Origin of the sequence: Microvirga flavescens (assembly GCF_003290125.1) — a bacterium.
GTDB classification, from domain to species: Bacteria; Pseudomonadota; Alphaproteobacteria; order Rhizobiales; family Beijerinckiaceae; genus Microvirga; species Microvirga flavescens.
The window spans coordinates 84,913-107,621 of the sequence record NZ_QMKH01000001.1 but is presented as its reverse complement, the minus strand read 5'-3'; the positions used below and the strand labels follow the sequence as shown (position 1 = coordinate 107,621).

Here is a 22,709-nt window from a genome sequence, read left to right as displayed (position 1 = left end):
GCTGCTGGATAAAGGCGAGAGCGGTCTTGCTTGCCGCAAAGATGCGCCAGTTCGGTTGCTGCGGAGCGTTGCCGATACCAGTATAAGGTCACTTGAGAGCCGCCTCTCTAGACAGCCACCTTCAGGCCGCGAACCAGGAACGGAGCGACCTCGCTTGCGGGCATGGGGTGCGCGTAGAGATTGCCTTGCGCATAGAGGCAGCCGTGCTCACGCAGGAATTCCGCCTGCCCCTCTGTCTCGACGCCCTCCGCGATCACGTCCATTTCGAGGCTCTTGCCGAGTTCGAGCACGGCGTTGACGATGGCGGCGCTCTCCGTGTCGTGCTCCACATCCCTGATGAAACTCTGGTCGATCTTGATGTCGTCGACGGGAAACTGCTTGAGGTGAATGAGCGAGGCGTAGCCGGTGCCGAAATCGTCCAGGGCGATCCTGACGCCGCTGTCGTGGAACTGCTTGAGAACGGTCGCTACATGCAGCGAGCTGCGGCCGAGGAAAACAGTCTCGGTGATTTCGATTTCCATTTGCTTGGGATCGACGCCCGCCCGCTGGACGATTTCGAGGAAGCGCCTTGCAAGGCCAACCCAGTTGAACTGTGCGGTTGAGAGATTGACGGCGATGCGCCCGCACATGATCCCCTGCTCGCGCCATGCGCGAATGTCTTCCGCCACACGGCGGATCATGTGCTCGCCGACGGCAATCGAAAGCTCCGGATCCTCGAAAGCCGCCGCGAAGGAAATCGGAGCCAGAAGCCCCTGTGTGGGATGGTCCCACCGGGCGAGGGCCTCGAAGCCGATGATGTCTCCCGTGAAGAGGTTCACTTTGGGCTGGTAGTAGGGGACGATGAGATTCTGCGTGACGGCGTCCTGAATCTCCCGCACGAGCGTCACCTTCCGCTCGATCGTGTCACGCATTTCGGGGGAATAGATTGCGGCGCGGTTTCGGCCCTTGGCTTTGGCGCTGTAGAGCGCGAGATCAGCGTCCTTCAAGAGCTCCGATGGCCTCGTGTCGTGCTCAGGGTAAATCGCGATGCCGACGCTCGCGCGGCCTGAAATGTTTTCGCTCTTGAAGAGGAACGGTCGGCGCAATTCCTCCAGCATCGTCTTGACGAAAGAGAGCGTGCCCTCAGGCGTTGCATCGGAATGAAGGATCACGACGAACTCGTCGCCGCCAAGGCGCGCGACGGTGTCGTCCTTTGAGACCAGCTTGCGCAGGCGTCGCGCCATTTCCTGCAGGAAGGCATCACCCGCATCGTGCCCCAGAGCATCGTTGATCGACTTGAAGTCGTCGAGGTCGATCAGAAGCAGGGCGAGGCTGTGGCTATTGTGCTGCGCCTCCGCGAGCGCCTGTTCGAAGCGCCCCTGAAAGAGAGCGCGGTTCGGAAGATCGGTGAGCGGATCGTGACTGGCCGCACGCCAGACGCGCTCCTCCGCGGCCTTTCTGTCCGTGATGTCGACGAGCGCCGAGATGATATAGGTCTCGCCGCCGGTTTTGAATTTCGTGCCGGCAATGAGAACATTGCGAAGCGACCCGTCAGCCGTGCGGACTGTCGTTTCGAAATCGACGGTGCGGCCTTCCTTGTGCAGGATGGACAGGAAGTTGTCTCTGTCCTCGGGATTTGCATAGAACTCGCGAACGGACTGGATGCCGAGCATCTGGCTGGTTGCGCCGAAAAAGGCGACCGCCGCGTCATTGAAATTGATGAAGCTGCCATCTTCCCTCACCACGACGAGAGGCAGGGGCACGGTCCGGAACAGGGACTCGAACATCGCCCGGCTTTCGGCCAGCTCGTTCTTGGCTCGGCGCTCCGCCTGCAAGGCGAGCCATTCGAGCCTCCCCAGGCGGTTCGAGCGCGAGACGACGAGGATGAGGGCGAGGTTGAGCATGACCATCGCCAGAATGAGGCCGACCAGATCCGACTTGTCTCCTTCAGGCCAGACATACCCGAAGAGCATGATGGCGCTGCAGCCGATGCCCGAAGCCACTGACCATCGGAACGATGTCGGCACGGCGAGATAGTAGATCGACGGCAGCATCAACACGACGAGAAGCGCAAGATCGCTGTGCGAGCTGACCAGGAAGCCGACGGCGATGGCGTTGATCCACTCCCATGCCAGCATCACCCGTTCGGCCTGGCAAAAGCCGGTGGCCCGCCTTGCGGCGAAGTAGCAGGCCAACGCGATGGCGATGACGGTGAGCCTTGCGGAGAACGCAACCTGGAAATGTGGCTCGCCGTAAAAGCGCCAATCGCTGATGAGGAAGAGGGTATTAAGGAGAGCGGAGAGAATGAAGAGAAGGCGGATATGCCGGAATTTCTCGGGAAGCCGCTCGGCCTGGAAAACGGCCTCGCATCCGGGGTCTTTGAATTCCCCGCCGATGGGTGAAAGGGACTGGGTTACGGTATCGGACATGATCTTGTGAAATAAATTAAATCGCCCCCGGACAAGGTGGCCGGGAGGTGCGTTATGGAAATGCCGGTTCGTAAAGTTTCGCTAAACGATGTTACGGACAAGCTTAAAACAGGCCCCGAGACCTCGGGAGGTGCGCTTTTCCACGCATTTAGCGGCCAAAGGCTTGTTCGGCGAAAAAATTGAGACCTTGCCTGGTTACCGGAGCTTCAACAGCACCTCGTCATGAAGCGCCGGGGTTGCAGCCGCAGCCACGCGCCCGTCGCTGTTGAGGCTCAAACTGTTGCCCGACCAGTCGGTGATGACCCCTCCCGCTCCTTCGATCACCGGCACCAGGGACAGGTAGTCGTAGGGCTGCAACTGCGCCTCGATCACCACATCAATATGGCCGCTTGCCAGAAGCGCATAGGCATAACAATCGCCCCCGAAGCGCCGGAGAGCCGCCGCCCGGCTCGCCGCTTCGAACTTGTCGTTGTCTTCTCCGACGAAGATATCGGGGGTGGTGGCGAAAAGAATGGAATCCGGCAGGCTCTTGCGCCCGCTCGTGCGGCACGGCTGGCCATTGTGGAGCGTCTGCGCGCCCGCTCTGCCGACCCAGCGCTCGCTCAATGCGGGGTGATCGACGACGCCGACCAAAGGCGTACCGCCTTCCAAATAGGCAATGAGCGTGCCGAAGGTCGGCATGCCGGAGATGAAGCTCTTGGTGCCGTCGATAGGGTCGATGACCCAGATCTTGTCCGCCCCGGCATCTTCGAAACCGTGCTCTTCGCCGAAGAGTCCGTGCTCGGGAAAGCGCTCGCGAATCCGATCGCGGATCGCCAGTTCGATTTCGCGATCCGCGATGGTGACGGGCGATGAATCCGCCTTAGTTTCAACGGCGAGCCTTTGTCGGAAGTACTTCAGCGCGATCGGCGTCGCCAGCTCGGCGAGGCTCTCCGCGAAGGCGGAAATGGCGGTGAGATCAGTCCGTTCGGCGGGTCGCATGAAATGATCCTGAAGGGTTATGGACAAGCTGTCATTCATTTGTAATGCTGACACGTAATTACATAAGCATATCAAGTGCAGAGGGAAGTCACTATGAGATTCTGGAATGCTTTCGCATTGAGCTTACTGCTCACGGGAACGGCACATGCTGGCACCGTAACTGCCTATACGGCACTCGAGGAAGATGAGATTGCCGAATACACGGCGGCGGCCAAGAAGGCGCTGCCTGATGTGGAGTTGAAGGTTCTGCGCCTCTCCACCGGTGATCTCGGCGCGCGCATCCTGGCGGAAGCGTCCAATCCGCAGCATGACGTGATCTGGGGTTGGGCCGTCACCAACATGATGGACCCGCGCATCCTCAACCTGCTCGAGCCCTATAAGGCCAAGGGCGTCGACAAGCTGGCGCAACCCTATCATGCGGCGGATGACAAGTGGTTTGCGGCCACCGGCTACATGGCCGCGTTCTGCGTCAACAATGAGCGCGTGAAGGCGAAGGGATTGCCGGTGCCCAAGGATTGGGCGGATCTGCTCGATCCGAAGTTCAAGGGCGAGGTGGTGATGCCGAACCCGGTTTCGTCGGGCACGGGCTATCTTCAGGTCGTTGGCATCCTGCAGCAGATGGGCGAGGAAAAGGGCTGGAAGTTCCTGAAGGATCTCGATGCCAACGTCGCGCAATACATCAAGTCCGGCTCCCGCCCATGCAAGGCGGCCCGCGCGGGCGAGTTCGCCGTCGGCACATCGCTCGCTTTCGCGGGCATCCAGTCGGTAGCGGAAGGCTTCCCCGTCACGATGGTGATCCCAGCGAGCGGCGCGGGCTACGAGCTTGAGGCTTCCGCGCTGATGAAGACGTCGAAGAACCCGGCCGATGCGAAGAAGTTCCTTGACTGGACGCTCTCCAATGACGCCGCCGGCATCTATGGCAAGTACAAGGAGATCGTGACGACCGCCGGCTACAAGCCGGGCGAAGTTTCGATCAAGGCCGGACTGCCGGAGGACGTGACCAAGGTTCTCCTGCCGATCGACTTCGCGAAGTCGGCGAAGGAGCGGGACGCCATTCTGGAACGGTGGCAGAAGGAGATTGGCCGCTGACGGGAAAGCTGCCATGCAGCTTGAGCTTCAAAACATCACGAAGATGTTCGGAAACGTCGTCGCCCTCGACGGCGTTTCCTTCACCGCCGCGGCGCCGGAATTCGTTTGCCTCCTCGGGCCCTCCGGCTGCGGCAAGACAACCCTCTTACGTCTCATCGCCGGTCTCTCGCAGCCGGATAGCGGGCGTCTCCTTCTCGGGGGCGAGGATCTGACGCGTATTCCCGCCCGCAATCGCGGTTTCGGAATCGTCTTTCAGGCCTATTCGCTGTTTCCGAACATGACGGTCGCCGCCAATATCGGCTACGGCCTGAAGATCCGCGGCGCAGCACCGGCAAATATCAAGAAGCGCGTCGGAGAATTGCTGGACCTCATTCGCCTGTCGCATCTGGCGGACCGTTATCCATATCAATTGTCCGGCGGGCAGCAGCAGCGCGTGGCGCTGGCGCGGGCCGTCGCGGTCGATCCGAAATTGCTTTTGCTCGACGAGCCGTTATCGGCGCTCGATGCCAAGGTGCGCACCGAATTACGTGGAGAGATCCGCGAGTTGCAGAAGCGTCTCGGCATTCTCACCATCATGGTCACGCATGATCAGGAGGAGGCGTTGATGCTCGCCGACCGGATCGTGTGCATGCAGCATGGGCGCATCGCTCAGGTCGGCACGCCGGACGAACTCTATACGCGTCCGCAGAACCGCTTCGTGGCCGATTTCATGGGCGTCAGCAATCTGCTCGATCAGGCCCTCGTGCGGGAATGGGCGGCGCACCTGCTCGGCGGAGTGACCCCGCCTGACGATCATGTGGCGTGCATTCGGCCCGAGGATATCGTCATCCGGCCTGACTTGCGCGGAGCTCGGGTGAGGGAGGTGCAGTTCCTCGGCAATCTCTCCCGTCTTCAGATCGAATGGGGTGGCGGCATGCTCGTCGTTCAGGAAACTGGCCGCACGACGCTCACGCCGGGAGCCGAAGTCGGCATCCACATTTCAGCCGAAAACTGCACCTGGGTTTCGCCGCAATGAGCAGCACCGCCGCTCCGGCTCGCCGGGAATTCGACATCGACCGGATCTTTCTCGGGCTCTGCCTCGTGGTGCCGCTGGCGGCGCTTGCGATCTTCTTCGCGTATCCGCTGGCGACGGTCTTCCTTCGCAGCATCACGCAGCAGGATGGCAACATCGGGGTTGCGAATTACATCCAGATCCTCAACGCGCCGAGCTTCTGGCGTGCGACGATCAACAGTCTCGTCATGAGCCTTGCAACCACAATAGCGGCGCTGGCCTGTGGCCTTGTGGTTGCCTACGCCGTCCATCGCTGCCGCGTGCCGGGACGCGCGCTTCTCATCGGCGCTGTGTCGTTGCCGCTTCTCGCGCCTTCGCTCGTGCAGGGCCTGGGCCTGATTTTCCTTCTTGGCCGCAACGGCATTCTCACGAAGGCGACGGGGCTCGAGATCAACATCTACGGCTTCTGGGGATTGTTGATCGCCAATGGGCTTTATGCGCTACCGCAGGCGGTTCTCATCATCGGTGCCGCGCTACGCGCCGCCGATGCGCGTATTTACGAGGCCGCCGAGATTCTCGGGACGTCCGGGTTCCGGCAGTTCATCGATATCACCCTGCCCAACATCAAATTCGGCCTGCTGAGCGCCGGCTTCATCATCTTCACGGTCACCATCACGGATTTCGGCAACGCGGCGACCATCGGCGGGGATTATGCGATCCTTGCGACCGAGATCTACAATCAGGTTGTCGGGCAGATGAATTTCAACCTGGGCGCTGTTGTCGGCATCCTGCTCCTGTTTCCGACCGTCATCGCCTTTTATCTCGAGCGGGTCGCATCCCAGCGGCAATTCGGTTCTGTCAGCGATTCCGCCGTGCCGCTTGTGCCCGTCTTCACGCCCCGGCGTGATGTGGTGATGACTGTCGCCGCGTGGCTTGTCGCGCTCCTGCCCATCGTGACCGTCGTCATCGTCGTGTATGGCAGCTTCGTCTGGCTCTGGCCGTACAGGTTCGATCTGACTTTGCGCCATTATGCGGTGAAGGTGGCGGGCGGGTACGATCCGCTTTGGACCACGGTGCAGATCTCGGTGATCGCCGGTGTCATCGGAACGGCCTTGCTGTTCACACTCGGCATCGCCATGCAGCATCTGCCGCGCGCGGCGGCAAAGCCGATCTATTTCATCTGCCTGTTGCCTGCCGCCGTGCCGGGGCTCGTGCTCGGCCTCGCCTACATCTTCGCCTTCAACAACCCGATCTTGCCAGTTTACGTGCTTTACGGAACGGCGACGTTACTCGCGATCTGCAACGTCACGCATTACTGGACACAAGGCTTCCTGACCACGATGACCGGGTTGCGGCAGGTGCCGCCAACGCTTGAGGAAACGGCGTCCTGCCTCGGCGCAAGCCAGCCCCGCCTGTTGCGGGATGTGATCGTTCCTTACATGGCGCCGACGCTCGTCTCCGTGTTCTTCTTCATGTTCATGCGCTCGATGGTGACGCTTTCTGCCGTGATCTTCCTCGTCACGGCGTCGGTCAGCGTGGTTTCGGTGTCGATCATGCGCCTTGATGAGGCGGGCTTCACCTCGCAGGCGGCGGCTTATGCCACCTGTACGATGGCCATCGTCGTTGCGGCTTCGCTCCTCATGCGTGCGAGCCTTTGGCTTTTGAAGCGCAAAGGCTGAGGAAGCATCAGCCGGAAAAAGCGGCGATGCGCGGATCGGGATGATTGTGCAGCACCTCCTTCGGTGTGCCGGAGGCGATCACCTCGCCGTTGGCGACGAAGGCCATCTGGTCAGCGACATCGACGATTTCTTCCGGCGTGTGAATGGTCATCACCACCGTGACATGCCGTTTGCGGCGTAGCGAATCGACAAGTTCGATCATGTCGCGCCGCAAACCTGGATCGAGATTGCTGAACGGCTCGTCGAGCAGAATGAGCGGGCGGCCCGAAACGAGAGCGCGCGCCAGCGCGACACGCTGGCGCTGGCCGCCGGACATTTCGCCGGGGCGGCGTTTCTTGAAACCCTTCAGACCGACGGCGTCGAGAGCCTCGGCGACCGCAAGCCATTCATCTGCGGAGAGTTTGAGCGAGGGCTTCAGGCCCAGCGCGACATTTTCATCGGCCCGCAGGTGCGGGAAGAGATTGTGGTCCTGAAAAACCAGTGCGACCGGCCGCTCGCTCGGCGCAAGGGGCAGAAGATCGTGGCTATCGAGGGACAGGGTTCCACTCTCCGGCTTCTCGAATCCAGCAATCATGTGCAGCAGGGTGGTCTTGCCCCCGCCTGAGGGGCCGACGACGGCGCAGAGCGCCCCCGTCTCGACGCGAAGCGAATAGTTGGCCTTGAAGTCGGGCCAGGTGAGGCGGCAATGGTCAATCAGCAGCATTGGACAAGCGACCGGACAGGTAAGCGAGGGCAAAGGAGACGATGACGATGAGAAGCCCGATGGCGGCGGCTTCATCGAGCCGGTAAACCCCGAGGCGTTCATAGAGAAGATAGGGCAGGGTGCGCAGCTCAGGCCCGCCGAACAGGGCGATGATGCCGAAGTCACCGAAGGAGAGCGCCATCGCGATGGCGAAGCCCGCACCAAGCGGACGCCGCAGGATCGGCCAGTCCATGATCCTCAGCTTCCAGAAACCGCGCAATCCGAGTGATGCCGAGAGGCGTCCGTAACGCTCGCCCGCCGTCATGAGCTTGGGGCCGAAGAAGCGATAGATGAAAGGCACCGCCGCTAACCCGTTCATGAGCGGAAGCAGGATGAGGCCGGCGGAGGATGGTTCAATGAAGGGGCGCACGATCAGGAAGAGTCCCGCCGTGAGCGCGAAGGGTGGAATGGCGAGTAGAACGTTCGGCAAGAGATCGTAGATCTCCGCCGCTCTCGGCAGTCGCATTTCCAGACGCAAACGACGCGCGGCAGAGGCGAGGGCGAGGGAGAGAATGCAGGCGATGCAGGCCGCAAGACCTGCGATCACGACGCTCGTGACAAGCGCCTTTGCGAAATCCGCATCGAGAACCGAAGCAACGTGGCTCAGGCCTGCGAGCAAACTCAAGAACGGCGGCGCGATGAGGAGAAGACTCGCGCTCAGAATGCCGATGTCGAGAATGTACAGCCTTCGATCGGCCGCGTCGGGCCGCAGGATCGTGGAACGCAAGGTGTGGCTTACGGGAGGGCGCGTCCAGAGGCGGTTCACCGTCAGCGTCAACGCAAGACAGATCGCCACCTGAATCAGCGCCAGCCACGCGGCGCGCCCGAAATCGAGATCGACGTGCAAGGCCTCGTAGATCGCAACCTCGAGCGTCGCCCGCGACGGCCCGCCGCCGAGGGCGAGCACAATGGCGAAGCTCTTGAAGTGAACGAGGAACAGGAGAACGGCCGCACCGGGAAGTTCAGCATGCAGAACAGGCCAGTCGAGATGGCGGAAGATCTGGCGCGGCGAAAAGCCGAGAGACTGCGCGAGCCGCCATTGCTCGGCAGGCACCGTGTCCAAAGCATCGAGCGTGAGCCGCGCGATGAAAGGCGCATTGAGGAAAACATGCGCGATGAGAATACCGGGATAGCCGAAGATCGAAAAATCGCCTGAGAAGCCGAGGGCTTTCAGCAGGCTCGCAAGCCATCCGCTGCGTCCATAAACGGCGAGAACCGCGAAGACTGTCACGATCGTTGGCGTCACCATCACCGCGCCGAGCGCGGACAGGACGAACTCCCGGCCGATGAATCGCCGCCGCGCGAGAGCGAACGCCAAAGGAACGCCGAGCAGGATCGACAGAAGCGTGGAAAGCGCGGCTTGCGTCGTCGAGAAAATTAACACGCGGGTGAGGTAAGGGCCGATGGCGAGAAGGGAGGGCTTCTCGCCATCGATCATGAGAAGGGCGCTGAAGCCGCCGATGACGAGAGCCGCGATGGCGAGCGCCACGAGGCTCCCGGGATGAGGCAGCGTCAGTCGCATCAGGGATCAGCGCGAGGTTGCGTTGAGCCAGCCGTCGATGAAGGCGCGGCGGTTCTGCAGCACTTCCTCCGGCGTAAAGAGAAGCGACTTCGTGGGCTGAATCACGTCCTTGAACACTGCGGGCGGACCCGAAGGCGGGTTCTTCGCAGGCATCATCCAGTTGGTTTCCGGAATGGCCGACTGGAAGGGTTCTGTCAGCACGAAAGCCATGAATTTCTTGGCGAGTTCAGCCTGCTTCGTGGTGTTCGTCATGCCGACAAGCTCGACATGAAGATAATGGCCCTCGCTGAAGCTCGCGGCCTTGTAGTTCGTCTTCTTCTCGACAGTCTCATGATAGGCGGGGGACGTGGTGTAAGACATCACCATGTCCGCCTCACCCTTGAGGAAGAGGCCGTACGCTTCCGACCAGCCCTTGGTGAAGGTGACGATGCGCGGCTTCAACTGCGCCCAGGCGTCATCCGCCTTGTCGCCGTAAACCTTGCGCATCCACAACAGAAGGCCAAGGCCCGGCGCGCTGGTGCGCGGGTCCTGCAGCATCACCTTTGGGCCGTTGGGATTCTCCACCAGTTCCTTCAGGCTCTTCGGCGGGTTGGGTAGCTTGTCGGCATTGTAGACGAAGGCGTAGTAGCCCCAATCATACGGAACGAACGTGTCGTCCTGCCATTGGATCGGCAGGGAAAGGCCGCTCACCTGCGTGTCGTGCGGCGCAAAGAGCTTCAGGCTTTTGGCTTCCGCCGCCTGATTCATGTCGAGACCGAGGACGACGTCCGCCTTCGTGCTCTGGCCTTCGAGGCGAAGCTTGCCGACGAGACTGCCGGCATCCTCTGCCGTGACCCAGTTGACTTCGCAATTACAGATGGCCTCGAACCGCTCCTTGATGGTCTTGGCCGGGCCATATTTCCCGGCAAAAGAGCTGTAGGTGTAGATGGTGAGAACCGGCTTTGTCTGGGCATGGGCAAAGCCCGTGGCCAGAACAAGCGCGGCAAGAGTTGTCAGAAACCGTTTGAACATCAGTGACGCTCCCATGCGTGAGAAGACCGGGACGGCGGCACAAATCGCGTGGGGCGCAGTTTTTCTGCGATATCGCATGCTCATTCCCTCCGCCGGCATAACCCGGATCAGGTTCGACGGGTCGGTGGCGGCGCCACCTCTCAGCCCGGAATGGGCCCCCCGTGAGACGAGGCTCTTCTAGGATAGATTAGGGCCGGAAACAAGAAGGCCTATGCCGAGAGCGGGGAAAAGCACAGGGCGGCTACGCTTGGGCAGCGGCGAAGACGCCGGGGCCTACAGCCCCGACGCTGAAATTGTGTCCTGAGTCTTGCTCGCGCGCTCAGTTCTTGCGCTTGCCGTCCGCCGCCATGCCGGCGCGGCGCAGCGCATCGGCCAAGGCTCCGCCGCCGGGTGCGGGCTTTGCATCGCGGGGGGCGCTCTTCGAGAAATCCCGGTTGCGCGGCGCGGACGCGCCGTCGCGCGCGGGCTTTGCCGCCTGGCGCTCGGGAGAATCGTCCATGCGCATGGTGAGCGCGATGCGCTTGCGTGGCTTGTCGACTTCCAGCACCTTCACGCGCACGATATCGCCCGGCTTCACCACATCACGGGGGTCCTTCACGAAGGTGTTGGCGAGCGCCGAGATGTGGACGAGGCCGTCCTGATGCACACCGATATCCACGAATGCGCCGAAGGCGGCGACGTTCGTCACCACGCCTTCCAGCTGCATGCCGGGGCGCAGATCGTTGATCGTTTCAACACCTTCCATGAAGGTCGCCGTCTTGAATTCGGGGCGCGGGTCGCGGCCGGGTTTTTCCAGCTCGCCGAGGATGTCCTTCACCGTCGGAACGCCGAAGGTTTCGTCGGTGAATTCCTCAGGCCGCAGCTTTTTCAAAACGCCGCCGTTACCGATGAGAACCTTGATGTCGCTCTTGGTCTTTTCAAGAATGCGCCGCACGACAGGATAAGATTCCGGGTGCACGCCGGAAGCATCGAGCGGATCGTCGCCATTCTGGATGCGCAGGAAGCCCGCCGCCTGTTCGAACGTCTTCGGGCCAAGGCCCATGACGCCTTGAAGGTCCTTGCGGGTGCGGAACGAGCCGTTTGCATCCCGATGCGTGACGATGTTCTGCGCGACCCATTCACCGAGACCTGACACGCGCGAGAGCAGCGGCGCGGAGGCGGTGTTCACGTCAACGCCGACAGCGTTCACGCAATCCTCCACCACCGCATCGAGCGAGCGGGAGAGCTTGAACTCGGCAAGGTCGTGCTGGTATTGCCCGACGCCGATGGATTTCGGGTCGATCTTCACGAGTTCCGCCAACGGGTCCTGCAAGCGCCGCGCGATGGAGACGGCTCCGCGCAAGGACACATCCAGTCCCGGCAATTCCTTGCTCGCATAAGCGGATGCTGAATAAACGGATGCGCCGGCTTCCGACACCATAATCTTGGTGAGCTTCAGATCGGGATACTTCGAGACGAGTTCACCCGCGAGCTTGTCCGTCTCGCGGGAGGCGGTGCCGTTGCCGATGGCGATGAGTTCGACATTGTGGACGCGGCACAAACGCCCGAGCACGGCAATCGATTCATCCCACTGCCGCTTCGGCTCGTGCGGGTAGATGGTATCGGTCGCGACGACCTTTCCGGTGGAATCGACCACCGCGACTTTCACGCCGGTGCGGTAACCGGGATCGAGGCCGAGCGTCGCGCGTGTTCCGGCAGGAGCGGCGAGAAGAAGATCACGCAGGTTCGCGGCGAAAACCTTCACCGCCTCTTCTTCCGCCTGCTGCCACAGGCGCATCTTCATGTCGAGTTCGATGGAGAAGCGCAGCTTCGTGCGCCACGCCCAACGCACGGTGTCGAGCAGCCAGCGGTCGCCGGGGCGGCTCTTGTCCGCGATGCCGAAGGTGACGGCGGTGCGACCCTCATAGGGGCTGACATAATGCGCTTCGGCGCTGTCCTTGTCCTCTTCCATCTTGAGATCGAGGATCTCTTCCTTCTCGCCGCGAAACAGCGCGAGGATGCGGTGGGAGGGGAGCTTTGTCAGCGGCTCCGCGAAATCGAAATAGTCGGCGAACTTGGCGCCATCGGTCTGCTTGCCGTCGCGCACGCTGGAACGGAGCGTGCCGCGCTGCCAGTAGATGTCGCGCAAAGCCCCCACGAGTTCGGCGTTCTCCGCAAAGCGTTCCACGAGGATCGCGCGCGCGCCCTCAAGGGCGGCTTCCGCCGTCGCGACCTCCTTCTCGGTGTTGATGTAGGCGACCGCGGCGTCCTTCGGTTCACGGACGGGTTCGCTCAGGAGAAGGTCCGCCAGCGGCTCAAGGCCCGCCTCCTTGGCGATCTGGGCCTTGGTGCGGCGCTTGGGCTTGTAGGGGAGATAGAGATCTTCGAGGCGCGCCTTGGTCTCGGCGGCGTTGATCTGGGCCGCGAGTTCATCGGTCAGCTTGTCTTGCTCGCGGATGCTGTCGAGAATCGCCTTCCGGCGATCGTCGAGCTCGCGCAGATAGCGCAGGCGCTCATCGAGCGTGCGCAATTGCGCATCGTCCAGCGTGCCCGTGACTTCCTTGCGGTAGCGCGCGATGAAGGGCACCGTCGCGCCGCCGTCGAGAAGGTCCACCGCCGCCTTGACCTGCCATTCCTGGACATTCAGTTCGCCCGCGATGCGCTGACCGATGGATAGCATGAAGGAACCTCCCAAACCCGTCGAAGGGGCGGCTTCTACGGTGGCACCGGAGGCGGGTCAACGGGTCGGGACGCGGCTATCCCGGCCAAAGATTTATTTCCCCTTGGATCGAAGAGGCTCAAAAGGGCTTGGCGGGAAGCGTGAAGGCGGGTAGTGGAAGCGCCCCCTTTTTCCCTGTCCGCCCGAGATTGCCATGTCGATTGCCGCCGCCAACGAGATTTCCATCGGAGTCGATTTCGGCACCAGCAACACGGTGGTCGCCATCGCGAACGGGGAGGGCAAGGTCGAGGCCATCACCTTCGATCATCAGGGCTCGGTGCTGAACGTCTATGTCACCGCCCTGTGCTTCTGGGACGAGCGCCACGGCAACGGGGTGCGCACGGAAGTCGAGGGCGGTCCCTGGGCCATCGAGCAGTTTCTCGACGGATTGACGGCGCACCGTTTCATCCAATCCTTCAAGACCTTCGCCGCGAGCGCGACCTTTCAGGAAACGCGGATCTTTCGCGAGCGCTACCGCTTCGAGGATCTGTTGAGCGCCTTCCTGCGCACCCTGCAGCGACATGCGGGCGCTGCCTTCGACCTGAAAACGCGCAACGTGGTGATAGGGCGTCCGGTACAGTTCGCGGGCTCGCGGCCGGACGATGAGCTCGCCATGACGCGCTATCGCTCCGCGTTCGGCAAGCTCGGCGCGGAGCATGCGCGCTACGTCTATGAACCGGTCGGAGCCGCTTTCTTCTATGCGCGCCAGCTCGATCACGATGCCACTGTGCTTGTGGCCGATTTTGGCGGCGGCACCAGCGACTTCTCGGTGATGCGCTTTGCGCGCGGGGGTGGCGCGCTGCGGGCGGAGCCCTTGAGCCATACAGGCATTGGTATCGCGGGCGATGCTTTCGATTACCGCATCGTCGATCATGTGGTGTCGCCCCGCCTCGGTAAGGGCGGCAACTATCGCTCCCTGGGCAAGGTGCTCGCCATTCCCAACCACTACTATGCGAACTTCGCACGCTGGAACCAGCTTGCGATGATGAAGGGCAGTGGGGACCTGAAGGAGCTGCGCGAGCTTGCCAAGGTCGCTGTCGATCCGGGTCCGCTCGAACAGTTCATCGACATTATCGAGTACGATCTCGGCTTTGCCCTTTACCGCGCCGTCTCCAACGCGAAGGTGGCTCTTTCGAAAGAGAGCGAGACGCTGTTCAGCTTCAAGAACGGCGGCGTCGATATCGAAGCGCAGATCACCCGCAACGATTTCGAGAGCTGGATCGCCCCGGATGTCGCGCGCATCGCCGAGACGGTGGACCGCGCCCTTGCCGAGGCCGGGGTGAGCGCGAACGAGGTCGAGCGGGTCTTCCTCACCGGGGGAACCTCCTTCGTTCCGGCCATCCGCCGCCTGTTCCTCGATCGCTTCGGGGAGAAGAAGCTGACCTCCGCTGACCAGTTCGAATCCATCGCCTATGGCCTTGCCCTGATCGGCCAGACGGACGATCCGGGGCGGTGGGCGATACAGTAGGGATGCTGCGCTGCAACATCGGGCTTGCGGAGACGGCGCACAGGAGCTTTATTCGTCCGCCGACATTGTTCTTGAAAGCAAGGCCCGAGCCCCGTGTCCGTGATCCAGACCTCCGAGATCCCCGCCAAGGACCTGCCGCTGCGCGACGATATTCGCCTTTTGGGCCGCATTCTCGGCGATACGATCCGCAACCAGGAAGGCGAGGCCGTCTTCGACATCGTCGAGCGCATCCGGCAGACGTCGATCCGCTTCCATCGCAATGAGGATCAGACTGCCCGGCAGGAGCTGGAGAACACGCTGGACAGCCTCTCGCGGGATCGCAGCAACCAGATCATCCGGGCCTACAGCTATTTCTCCCACCTCGCCAATATCGCGGAGGATCTGCACCATGTGCGCCGCTCGCGCGCCCATGCGATGGCGGCCTCCGCGCCGCGCGAGGGAACGCTGGCACGAGCCCTTGAGCTAGTGCGCGCAGCCAAGGTGCCTCAGGAGGCATTGCAGAAGTTCTTCGAGACCGCGCTCGTGAGCCCGGTTCTCACCGCCCATCCGACGGAGGTGCGCCGCAAAAGCACCATCGACCGCGAAATGGAGGTGGCGCAAATTCTCACCAAGCGCGACCGGCAGCATCTGATTCCGGAAGAGGAGGCCGCGAGCGAAGAGGCGTTGCGGCGCGCGATCCTCACCCTCTGGCAGACGAGCATCCTGCGCCGCACGCGCTTGAAGGTGATCGACGAGGTCATGAACGGCCTCGCTTATTACGACTACACGTTTCTCCATCAGCTTCCGCGCCTTTATGCCTCTCTCGAGGATCGCCTGGCGGGCATGGATTCCGCCTGGGAGCAGGTGGAGCTTCCCTCCTTCCTGCGCATGGGAAGTTGGATCGGCGGCGACAGGGACGGGAACCCCTTCGTGACCGCTGAGACTTTGCGACAGGCCTTGCTGCTGCAGGGCCAGCGCGCCATCGGCTTCTATCTCGAAGAGCTGCATCTCCTTGGCGGCGAACTTTCCCTTGATGGGCGCTATGTCGCCGTCTCCGAGCAAGTGCAGGATCTCGCCAAGGTTTCGCCGGACACCTCGCCGCATCGGCAGGATGAGCCATACCGCCGCGCTATCACCGGCATCTACGCGCGCCTTGCGACGACAGCCGCCGCGCTTGGCTATGACGGCATGGTGCACCATCCGGTCGGTGACGCGCCGGCTTATGTGAACGCGCAGGAATTCGCCGACGATCTCGCTATCATTCACCGTTCGCTTATCGCCAATGGCTCGGCGGCTCTCGCGCGCGGACGTCTGCGCAAATTGCGTCGCGCCCTCGATGTGTTCGGCTTCCATCTCGCCAGCATCGACCTGCGCCAGAATTCCGACGTGCATGAGCGCGTCGTCGCCGAAATGTTCGAGAAGACAAACCCCGGTACGGATTACAAGGCGCTTGGCGAGGATGAACGCGTCGCGTTGCTGCTGGAAGAGCTGCGCACGCCGCGTCTTCTCACATCGCCCTATCTCGAATATTCGGCGGAGACAGCGTCTGAACTCGCCATCGCGCGCGAAGCCGCTGAGGCGCATCGGCGTTATGGCAAGATGGCGGTGCCGAATTACGTGATCTCCAAGGCGAGCGATCCTTCTGATGTTCTGGAAGTGGCGTTGCTCTTGAAGGAAGCGGGTCTCCTGCGCCCGCGCGAGGGCGAGATGGATGTCGACATCATCCCGCTCTTTGAGACGATCTCCGATTTGCAGGACTGCAGCGGCGTCATGGATGCCCTGTTCGGCCTTCCCGACTACATGCGGCTTTTGCAGAGCCGTGGGCAGGTGCAGGAAGTGATGCTCGGCTATTCCGACAGCAACAAGGATGGCGGCTTTCTCACCTCCGGTTGGGAACTCTACAAGGCCGAGATCGAACTCATCGAAACATTCAAGCGTCACGGCGTGGCGCTGCGCTTGTTTCATGGACGCGGCGGCTCCGTGGGCCGCGGCGGCGGGCCGAGCTATCAGGCCATTCTCGCGCAACCGGGTGGGGCCGTGCAGGGCGCGATCCGCATTACCGAACAGGGCGAGGTGATCGCGGGCAAGTATTCGAACCCGGATCTCGGCCGCCGCAACCTCGAAATTCTCGCGGCAGCGACGATGGAGGCGTCCCTCCTTCACACGGGGCAGCCCGCGCCGCGCGCGGAATATCTCGCAGCGATGGAGGAGCTTTCCGCCAGCGCCTACAAGGCCTATCGCGATCTCGTCTACGAAACGGAGGGCTTCGAGCGCTATTTCTGGGAATCGACGGTGATCGGCGAAATCGCCAATCTCAACATCGGTAGCCGCCCGGCCTCGCGCACCAACTCACGCCGCATCGAGGACTTGCGCGCTATCCCGTGGGTGTTCGGCTGGGCGCAGTGCCGCCTGATGCTGCCGGGCTGGCTCGGCTTCGGCTCAGCGGTGAAGGCCTATCTCGCCGCGCATCCCGAAAACGGCATGGCTCTGTTGCAGGAAATGAATCGCGAATGGCCGTTCTTCCAGGCACTCCTGTCCAACATGGACATGGTGCTCGCCAAGAGCAACATCGCCATCGCCTCTCGCTATGCGATGCTCGTCGAGGATGCTGCGCTGCGCGAGGCAATCTTCCCGCGCATCCGCAAAGAGTGGGAAGAAACGATCGGGCATTTGCTCGCCATCACGGAGCAGACTGCCTTGCTCGACCGAAACCCGCTTCTGGCCCGCTCCATCCGCAATCGCTTTCCCTATCTCGACCCGTTGAATCATCTGCAGATCGAGCTTCTGAAGCGCCATCGCGGCGGCGATGCGGATGAGCGTGTGGTGCAGGGTATTCACCTGACGATCAACGGCGTCGCTGCGGGCTTGCGCAACAGCGGCTGACGGGAACCGACCTGTCCCGCGGCGGTTGGGCCATCAATCTTCTCAACAGCGGGAGACAGCACATGCCGCGCGGTGACAAGTCGAGTTATACGGACAAGCAGAAGCGTCAGGCCGAGCATATCGAGGAATCCTACGAAAGCCGTGGTGTTTCGGAGCGGGAAGCCGAGCGCCGGGCCTGGGCGACCGTGAACAAGGAAAGCGGCGGGGGTAAGAAAGGCGGCTCGGGGCGGGCCAAGTAACACCGCGCTTTTTGATTTCTTTCCTGTTCCAGAGGCCGGCGAACGGCTATACCAATGCCGTATTCATAAGAGCGACAACAGGCGCCGGGCTGCCGATCGGGACGGAAACAAAGCGAATGGATCACCTTTCTTCACAAAGGCGGCGCGCCGCCGTTCTGCCGGTGGATGGAACGCAGGGCGCCCTGGCCGGGCGTGTATGGCGTCCGGGAACAGGCCCTTCCGTGGTGGCGATCCGCGCCGAAGGTGTCTTCGACATCTCGGCAACGGTCGCCACGATGAGCGCGCTCGCGGCCCGCGACGACCGGGTGGAACTGATCAAAACCGCTGAAGGAGAACTGCTCGGATCCTTCGAGGATGTACTCGCGAACGCCGATCCCGACCGCCGCAATCCCTCGAAGCCGTGGCTCATTGCGCCGGTGGATCTTCAGGTCATCAAGGCGGCGGGCGTCACCTTCGCGGTTTCCATGCTGGAGCGCGTGATCGAGGAGCGTGCGCGGGGCGACGCCACCGCCGCCGCCGCCATCCGCGCCGAGGTGACGAAGCTCGTCGGCGACGATCTGAGCCGCCTGAAGCCCGGCTCGGCGGAAGCCATGCGCCTCAAGGACGTGCTGATGGCGCAGGGCGCGTGGAGCCAGTACCTCGAAGTCGGCATCGGACCCGATGCGGAGGTCTTTACCAAGGCCCCTACATTATCCGCCGTCGGCGCGTTCATGGATGCGGGGTTCCACCCCAAATCCACTTGGAATAATCCGGAACCGGAAGTCGTGGTGGTGGTTACCGGCTCTGGCGAGATCGTCGGCGCGGCGCTCGGAAACGATGTGAACCTGCGCGATTTCGAAGGGCGCTCCGCGCTGTTGTTGTCGAAGGCCAAGGACAACAACGCATCCTGCGCCATCGGTCCCTTCATTCGCTTCTTCGATGAAACGTTTTCGCTCGACGATGTGCGCCGGATGAACGTGACGCTGACCGTCGAAGGCGAGGATGGCTTTGTCCTCGAAGGATCGTCGTCGATCACCAGGATCAGCCGCGATCCGGAGGATCTTGTCGCGCAGACCGTCAACGCCAACCATCAATATCCGGACGGCCTCGTGCTCTTCCTCGGCACCATGTTCGCACCGACGCAGGATCGCGACGAGCCCGGCATGGGCTTCACGCACAAGGTCGGAGACATCGTCACCATCGCCGCCCCGAAGCTCGGGGCACTGGTGAACAGGATGCGGACGAGCGCCGATTGCGAACGCTGGACCTTCGGGCTCGGGGCGTTCATGGCCAACCTCGCCGAGCGGGGTCTTCTCAAGACGATTGTAAAGGGTGTGAAATGAACAGGAATTACATCGCGGGCGAATGGGTCGCGAGTGCTGCGGGCGCGGCGAACATCAATCCTTCGAACACCAACGACGTGGTGGGCGATTTCGCGCGGGCGAGCGTGGGTGAGGCGGAGGCCGCCATCGCCGCAGCCTATGATGCGTTCCCGGCCTGGTCGCGCTCCGGCATTCAGCAGCGCCACGACATCCTGAAGAAGATCGGCGACGAAATCATCGCCCGCAAGGACGAGCTCGGCCACCTCCTCTCGCGTGAGGAAGGCAAGACTCTGCCGGAGGGTATCGGCGAGGTGACCCGCGCCGGGCAGATCTTCCAGTTCTTCGCCGGCGAAACCTTGCGCCTTGCCGGAGACAAGCTGGCCTCGGTTCGCCCGAACGTGGATGTGGAGATCACCCGCGAGCCCATCGGTGTGGTGGGTTTGATCACGCCCTGGAACTTTCCCATCGCGATTCCGGCGTGGAAGATCGCGCCCGCCTTGGCCTATGGCAATTGCGTGGTGTTCAAACCGGCGGAACTGGTGCCGGGTTCGGCCCACGCGCTGGCCGAGATCATCGCCCGCGCGGGCGTGCCTGCGGGCGTGTTCAACCTCGTCATGGGCAAGGGTTCTGTAGTCGGTGAGGCTTTGCTGAAGAGCCCGAAGATTGCCGCGATCTCGTTCACTGGTTCGGTCGCGACCGGGCGCAAGGTGGCGCAGGCCTGCATCGAATCCAACCCGATGAAGAAGATGCAGCTCGAAATGGGCGGCAAGAACCCGATGGTCGTGCTCGACGATGCCGACATGAAAGTGGCCGTGGAATGCGCCGTCAACGGCGCGTTCTTCTCCACCGGCCAGCGCTGCACGGCATCCTCGCGCCTCATCGTGACGGATGGCATCCATGACCGTTTTGTCGATGCGGTGACCGAGCGCCTGAAGGGGCTTGTGGTCGATGACGCGCTCAAGGCCGGCACCCATATCGGCCCGGTGGTGGATCAGAGCCAGCTCGATCAGGATCTTTCTTATGTACGCCTCGGCCGCGAGGAAGGTGCGAAGCTCGCCTTCGGCGGCGAGCTTTTGAACCGCGCCACCCCGGGCTTCTACCTGTCGCCGGCGCTGTTCACGGACGTGGACAATGGCATGCGCATCGCGCGGGAGGAGATTTTCGGGCCCGTCGCCACGGTCACGCGGGTCAAGTCTTATGATGAGGCGCTCAGCGCCGCTAACGACACGCCGTTCGGCCTCTCGGCGGGCATCTGCACGACGAGCCTGAAATACGCCTCGCATTTCAAACGCAATTCCGAGGCGGGCATGGTGATGGTGAACCTGCCGACGGCGGGCGTCGATTACCACGTGCCGTTCGGCGGCCGCAAAGGCTCGTCCTACGGCCCCCGCGAGCAGGGGCGCTACGCGGAGGAGTTCTACACAACCGTCAAGACGGCCTATTCCTTCGACGGAGCCTAAAGCCGGATCGCGATCCCGGGGAAAAGGGTCCCGGCCATGTTCCAAAGGGAGATGGCCGGGCTCTAGAGTGTCCTCAGGAGGCATCATGGCAAGGCGCATCGCGATCTTTGGGGCAACATCGGGCATCGCGGCGGCTACCGCGCGGCTTTGGGCAAAGCGGGGGGAACGCCTCGTCCTGCTGGCCCGGGACGCCGAAGCCTTGGACCGCCTCGCCCGGGAGCTTGCCGCCAAGGGAGCGCAGGTCGAGACGACCCGGGCCGATTTCGCGGATCTCTCCTCGCTCGAAAGCGCCGTTTCCCAGGCCTGGAACGCCTTTGGCGGGCTCGATACCGCCTTTGTTGCCTATGGCTTTCTCCCCCGGCAGGAAGAAACCGAGAAGGAGCCCGCCGCCCTCGAGGAGGCGATCCTTCTCAATTTCACCAGCCCTGCCGTGCTTGCGAATATGCTTGCCTCCCGCTTCGAGGCTCAAAAGGCCGGGATGATCGCGGTCATCACCTCGGTTGCGGGGGACAGGGGGCGGCGCAGCAATTATGCCTATGGGGCGGCTAAAGGCGGGCTGCAGCGCTTCCTCGAAGGGCTGCGGCACCGGCTTCACCGCTCGAGAGTCCGGGTGCTCGATATCCGGCCCGGCTTCGTTTCCACCCGCATGACGGCCCATTTGCCGCAGGCAGGTGCCCTATGGGCAACTCCCGAGCAGGTGGCCCCTTCCATCGTCTCGGCCATCGATAGAAACCGGGAAACCCTTTACACGCCTAGGTTCTGGCGGGCCATCCTGCTGGTCGCGAGAGCCCTCCCCAACGCCATTTTCCACAGGACTCCGTGGTGAGTTGGCCGCGCTCGGCCTGTATACCATTGCAAGGCGACCGGTTATTAAGGAAAGGTTAATCCTCTGGAAACGAGGGTTCCAAAGAAACGATCGGGAGCAAGCATGAACGTATTGGTCTTCGCTTCGCGCAAGGGTGGCTCGGGCAAGAGTACGCTCACGGCGCATCTCGCGGCTCATGCTGCCAAGTCTAATTCTCCGACGCTCCTGATCGATGCCGATCCGCAAGGGTCCCTGACCCTCTGGCACCAGATCCGCGGCGAAGAGAACCCTTCCATCAAGAAGGGTGTCCGGGGCATCGCCGAGGCGGTCAAGGCCGCCAAGCGCGAGGGCTATGAGTGGGTCTTCATCGACACGCCGCCCACCAAGTCGTCCGCCATCGTCGAAGCTATCGGCAGCGCGACCATGGTCGTCATCCCCAGCCGCCCGAGCGTTTTCGATCTCGCCGCCGTGCAGGACACGATCGCCATCTCCCGCGAGCAGCGCAAACCCTATGCGGTGATCCTCAACGCGGCTCCGGCCAAGCGCAATGACGCGGAATCGGCTGTCGTCGCCGATGCGCGCGGGGCCTTGAGCCAGCTGCGCGTGCCGGTCTGGTCCGGCCAGATCACCAACCGGGCCGAGCTTTCCCTGGCGCTCGCTTATGGCGAGGCTTCGAACGAGTTCGACGCCGAGTCGGCCGCAGCCGAGGAAATCTCCAACCTCTGGAAGGCCATCGAGCGTTCCGTGAAGGCGATCAACGGCGCCTACAAGAATTCCCGTGGAGGCCGCGCGGCAGCTTAAAAGCCGCCCGTCCCGATCACTCTGCCAACGCCTCGGTCCAATAGCGCACGTTGCGCGGATTGACCGGGGCGTTCGCGTTTTCATGGCGCTTCGCGATGAAGGCGTAAAAATCGTTCGCCACCTCTGGCCCGACAAGGAGCTTGAGGCTGCGCAAAATGCGCGTGATGCGAAGGTGGTTGTGATCGTTGAATGTCAGCCACCCGTCAGTGCGCTCATAAAATTCCCGCATGCGTTGGCTTGCCCTTTGCAGGTTGGCGAGCGCCCGTTCGTCAGTCCTGATCTGGGCGATGTCCTGCGGGGTCAGGATCGGCGCACCGGGCTGCGCCATGCTTCGGGTCGGCAGTGGGAAGAGCCACTGAATATAGTCGTGGACGTATTCGAGCGCGTCGTCCGAAAACGCCAGAGCATCATCGAGCGTCCGACTGCTGTCGTCGGTTCCCAACCCGGCGAGATAGGCATGAAGCGGGCTTGGTTTCGTGTCCTGCATGGCGAACCTCCCATCCCGCATTTAGGCGAAGGCCTTTTCTTCAAAAGGGCCTGCTCGTCCTTTGGTAAAACGCAATCGTGACTTTTCTGATCTCCGGGATGGCCTAGAACCTTTACGGGACGGAGAATCGCGTGAATCAAAGCTATCGAGGCCAGTCTGACAACA

The 22,709-nt window shown here is 62.3% G+C and carries 16 protein-coding genes, 1 pseudogene and 1 riboswitch; of the genes and pseudogenes, 10 read left to right on the top strand and 7 right to left on the bottom strand.

Translation table 11 applies throughout. The features are described 5' to 3' along the window. Positions 1–107: 107 nt before the first annotated feature. Positions 108–2,408, bottom strand: a complete 2,301-nt coding sequence (locus DQW91_RS00430; RefSeq protein ID WP_112661626.1) for a putative bifunctional diguanylate cyclase/phosphodiesterase — start codon at positions 2,406–2,408, stop codon at positions 108–110. A 195-nt stretch (positions 2,409–2,603) separates the two neighbouring features. Then, positions 2,604–3,389 (bottom strand): histidinol-phosphatase, encoded by a 786-nt coding sequence (hisN, locus tag DQW91_RS00425; RefSeq protein ID WP_245410850.1) that lies wholly within the window; start codon positions 3,387–3,389, stop codon positions 2,604–2,606. A gap of 93 nt (positions 3,390–3,482) precedes the next feature. Between hisN and DQW91_RS00420 the strand changes: the two genes are divergently transcribed. From DQW91_RS00420 to DQW91_RS00410, 3 genes are read left to right on the top strand one after another with little or no spacing between them, the layout of a single operon-like run. Next, complete coding sequence (locus DQW91_RS00420) at positions 3,483–4,478, top strand: ABC transporter substrate-binding protein (RefSeq protein ID WP_112661624.1); 996 nt, start codon at positions 3,483–3,485, stop codon at positions 4,476–4,478. Between the two features lie 13 nt (positions 4,479–4,491). Next, positions 4,492–5,493, top strand: coding sequence for an ABC transporter ATP-binding protein (locus DQW91_RS00415; protein ID WP_112661623.1), 1,002 nt, complete (start codon positions 4,492–4,494; stop codon positions 5,491–5,493). Beyond that, a complete protein-coding gene (locus DQW91_RS00410; protein WP_112661622.1) occupies positions 5,490–7,148 on the top strand; it encodes an ABC transporter permease subunit in 1,659 nt (552 codons plus the stop codon). The genes DQW91_RS00415 and DQW91_RS00410 overlap by 4 nt, the downstream gene beginning before the upstream one ends. A 7-nt stretch (positions 7,149–7,155) precedes the next feature. Here the strand turns inward: DQW91_RS00410 and DQW91_RS00405 are convergent, their stop codons facing one another. The 4 genes from DQW91_RS00405 to DQW91_RS00390 all read right to left on the bottom strand — a co-directional run bounded on the left by DQW91_RS00405 (position 7,156) and on the right by DQW91_RS00390 (position 13,082). Continuing rightward, a complete protein-coding gene (locus tag DQW91_RS00405) occupies positions 7,156–7,851 on the bottom strand; it encodes a thiamine ABC transporter ATP-binding protein (RefSeq protein WP_112661621.1) in 696 nt (231 codons plus the stop codon). Further along, positions 7,838–9,412 (bottom strand): ABC transporter permease subunit, encoded by a 1,575-nt coding sequence (locus tag DQW91_RS00400; protein WP_112661620.1) that lies wholly within the window; start codon positions 9,410–9,412, stop codon positions 7,838–7,840. The genes DQW91_RS00405 and DQW91_RS00400 overlap by 14 nt, the downstream gene beginning before the upstream one ends. A 6-nt stretch (positions 9,413–9,418) precedes the next feature. Further along, positions 9,419–10,423: a thiamine ABC transporter substrate binding subunit gene (gene thiB / locus DQW91_RS00395; protein WP_112661619.1), complete on the bottom strand. Its 1,005-nt coding sequence runs from the start codon at positions 10,421–10,423 to the stop codon at positions 9,419–9,421. Between the two features lie 66 nt (positions 10,424–10,489). Beyond that, a riboswitch (TPP riboswitch) is annotated at positions 10,490–10,595 on the bottom strand. Positions 10,596–10,742: 147 nt separating this feature from the next. Next, entirely contained in the window at positions 10,743–13,082 is a 2,340-nt protein-coding gene (locus DQW91_RS00390; protein WP_112661618.1) for a Tex family protein, read from the bottom strand. Positions 13,083–13,275: 193 nt separating this feature from the next. Here DQW91_RS00390 and DQW91_RS00385 point away from each other — a divergent pair, with 193 nt between their 5' ends. The 7 genes and pseudogenes from DQW91_RS00385 to DQW91_RS00360 all read left to right on the top strand — a co-directional run bounded on the left by DQW91_RS00385 (position 13,276) and on the right by DQW91_RS00360 (position 22,057). After that, positions 13,276–14,589 (top strand): Hsp70 family protein, encoded by a 1,314-nt coding sequence (locus DQW91_RS00385; RefSeq protein ID WP_112661617.1) that lies wholly within the window; start codon positions 13,276–13,278, stop codon positions 14,587–14,589. A 93-nt stretch (positions 14,590–14,682) separates the two neighbouring features. Further along, positions 14,683–17,451, top strand: coding sequence for a phosphoenolpyruvate carboxylase (gene ppc, locus DQW91_RS00380; RefSeq protein WP_198411736.1), 2,769 nt, complete (start codon positions 14,683–14,685; stop codon positions 17,449–17,451). Positions 17,452–17,513: 62 nt separating this feature from the next. Beyond that, positions 17,514–17,681, top strand: a pseudogene (locus DQW91_RS16795) (plasmid stabilization protein); the annotation flags it as partial. Between the two features lie 125 nt (positions 17,682–17,806). After that, positions 17,807–19,012 carry a fumarylacetoacetate hydrolase family protein gene (locus tag DQW91_RS00375; protein ID WP_112661616.1) on the top strand — a complete coding sequence of 402 codons (1,206 nt, stop codon included), beginning with the start codon at positions 17,807–17,809 and terminating at the stop codon, positions 19,010–19,012. After that, positions 19,009–20,451, top strand: a complete 1,443-nt coding sequence (locus DQW91_RS00370) for an aldehyde dehydrogenase family protein (RefSeq protein ID WP_112661615.1) — start codon at positions 19,009–19,011, stop codon at positions 20,449–20,451. Before DQW91_RS00375 ends, DQW91_RS00370 begins: the two co-directional genes overlap by 4 nt. An 85-nt stretch (positions 20,452–20,536) precedes the next feature. Beyond that, entirely contained in the window at positions 20,537–21,277 is a 741-nt protein-coding gene (locus DQW91_RS00365; protein ID WP_112661614.1) for an SDR family NAD(P)-dependent oxidoreductase, read from the top strand. A gap of 102 nt (positions 21,278–21,379) precedes the next feature. After that, the gene (locus DQW91_RS00360; RefSeq protein ID WP_112661613.1) at positions 21,380–22,057 is read left to right on the top strand and encodes an AAA family ATPase; all 678 of its coding nucleotides are present in this window, start codon (positions 21,380–21,382) and stop codon (positions 22,055–22,057) included. A 16-nt stretch (positions 22,058–22,073) separates the two neighbouring features. Here DQW91_RS00360 and DQW91_RS00355 read toward each other — a convergent pair whose 3' ends face one another. Continuing rightward, complete coding sequence (locus DQW91_RS00355) at positions 22,074–22,544, bottom strand: opioid growth factor receptor-related protein (RefSeq protein ID WP_112661612.1); 471 nt, start codon at positions 22,542–22,544, stop codon at positions 22,074–22,076. Between the last annotated feature and the right edge of the window lie 165 nt (positions 22,545–22,709).

Coding starts and splice junctions, on each gene's coding strand:
- DQW91_RS00430 (WP_112661626.1), bottom strand. CDS start 2,408: ATGTCCGATACCGTAACCCAGTCCCTTTCACCCATCGGCGGGGAATTC.
- hisN (WP_245410850.1), bottom strand. CDS start 3,389: ATGCGACCCGCCGAACGGACTGATCTCACCGCCATTTCCGCCTTCGCG.
- DQW91_RS00420 (WP_112661624.1), top strand. CDS start 3,483: ATGAGATTCTGGAATGCTTTCGCATTGAGCTTACTGCTCACGGGAACG.
- DQW91_RS00415 (WP_112661623.1), top strand. CDS start 4,492: ATGCAGCTTGAGCTTCAAAACATCACGAAGATGTTCGGAAACGTCGTC.
- DQW91_RS00410 (WP_112661622.1), top strand. CDS start 5,490: ATGAGCAGCACCGCCGCTCCGGCTCGCCGGGAATTCGACATCGACCGG.
- DQW91_RS00405 (WP_112661621.1), bottom strand. CDS start 7,851: ATGCTGCTGATTGACCATTGCCGCCTCACCTGGCCCGACTTCAAGGCC.
- DQW91_RS00400 (WP_112661620.1), bottom strand. CDS start 9,412: ATGCGACTGACGCTGCCTCATCCCGGGAGCCTCGTGGCGCTCGCCATC.
- thiB (WP_112661619.1), bottom strand. CDS start 10,423: ATGTTCAAACGGTTTCTGACAACTCTTGCCGCGCTTGTTCTGGCCACG.
- DQW91_RS00390 (WP_112661618.1), bottom strand. CDS start 13,082: ATGCTATCCATCGGTCAGCGCATCGCGGGCGAACTGAATGTCCAGGAA.
- DQW91_RS00385 (WP_112661617.1), top strand. CDS start 13,276: ATGTCGATTGCCGCCGCCAACGAGATTTCCATCGGAGTCGATTTCGGC.
- DQW91_RS00375 (WP_112661616.1), top strand. CDS start 17,807: ATGGATCACCTTTCTTCACAAAGGCGGCGCGCCGCCGTTCTGCCGGTG.
- DQW91_RS00370 (WP_112661615.1), top strand. CDS start 19,009: ATGAACAGGAATTACATCGCGGGCGAATGGGTCGCGAGTGCTGCGGGC.
- DQW91_RS00365 (WP_112661614.1), top strand. CDS start 20,537: ATGGCAAGGCGCATCGCGATCTTTGGGGCAACATCGGGCATCGCGGCG.
- DQW91_RS00360 (WP_112661613.1), top strand. CDS start 21,380: ATGAACGTATTGGTCTTCGCTTCGCGCAAGGGTGGCTCGGGCAAGAGT.
- DQW91_RS00355 (WP_112661612.1), bottom strand. CDS start 22,544: ATGCAGGACACGAAACCAAGCCCGCTTCATGCCTATCTCGCCGGGTTG.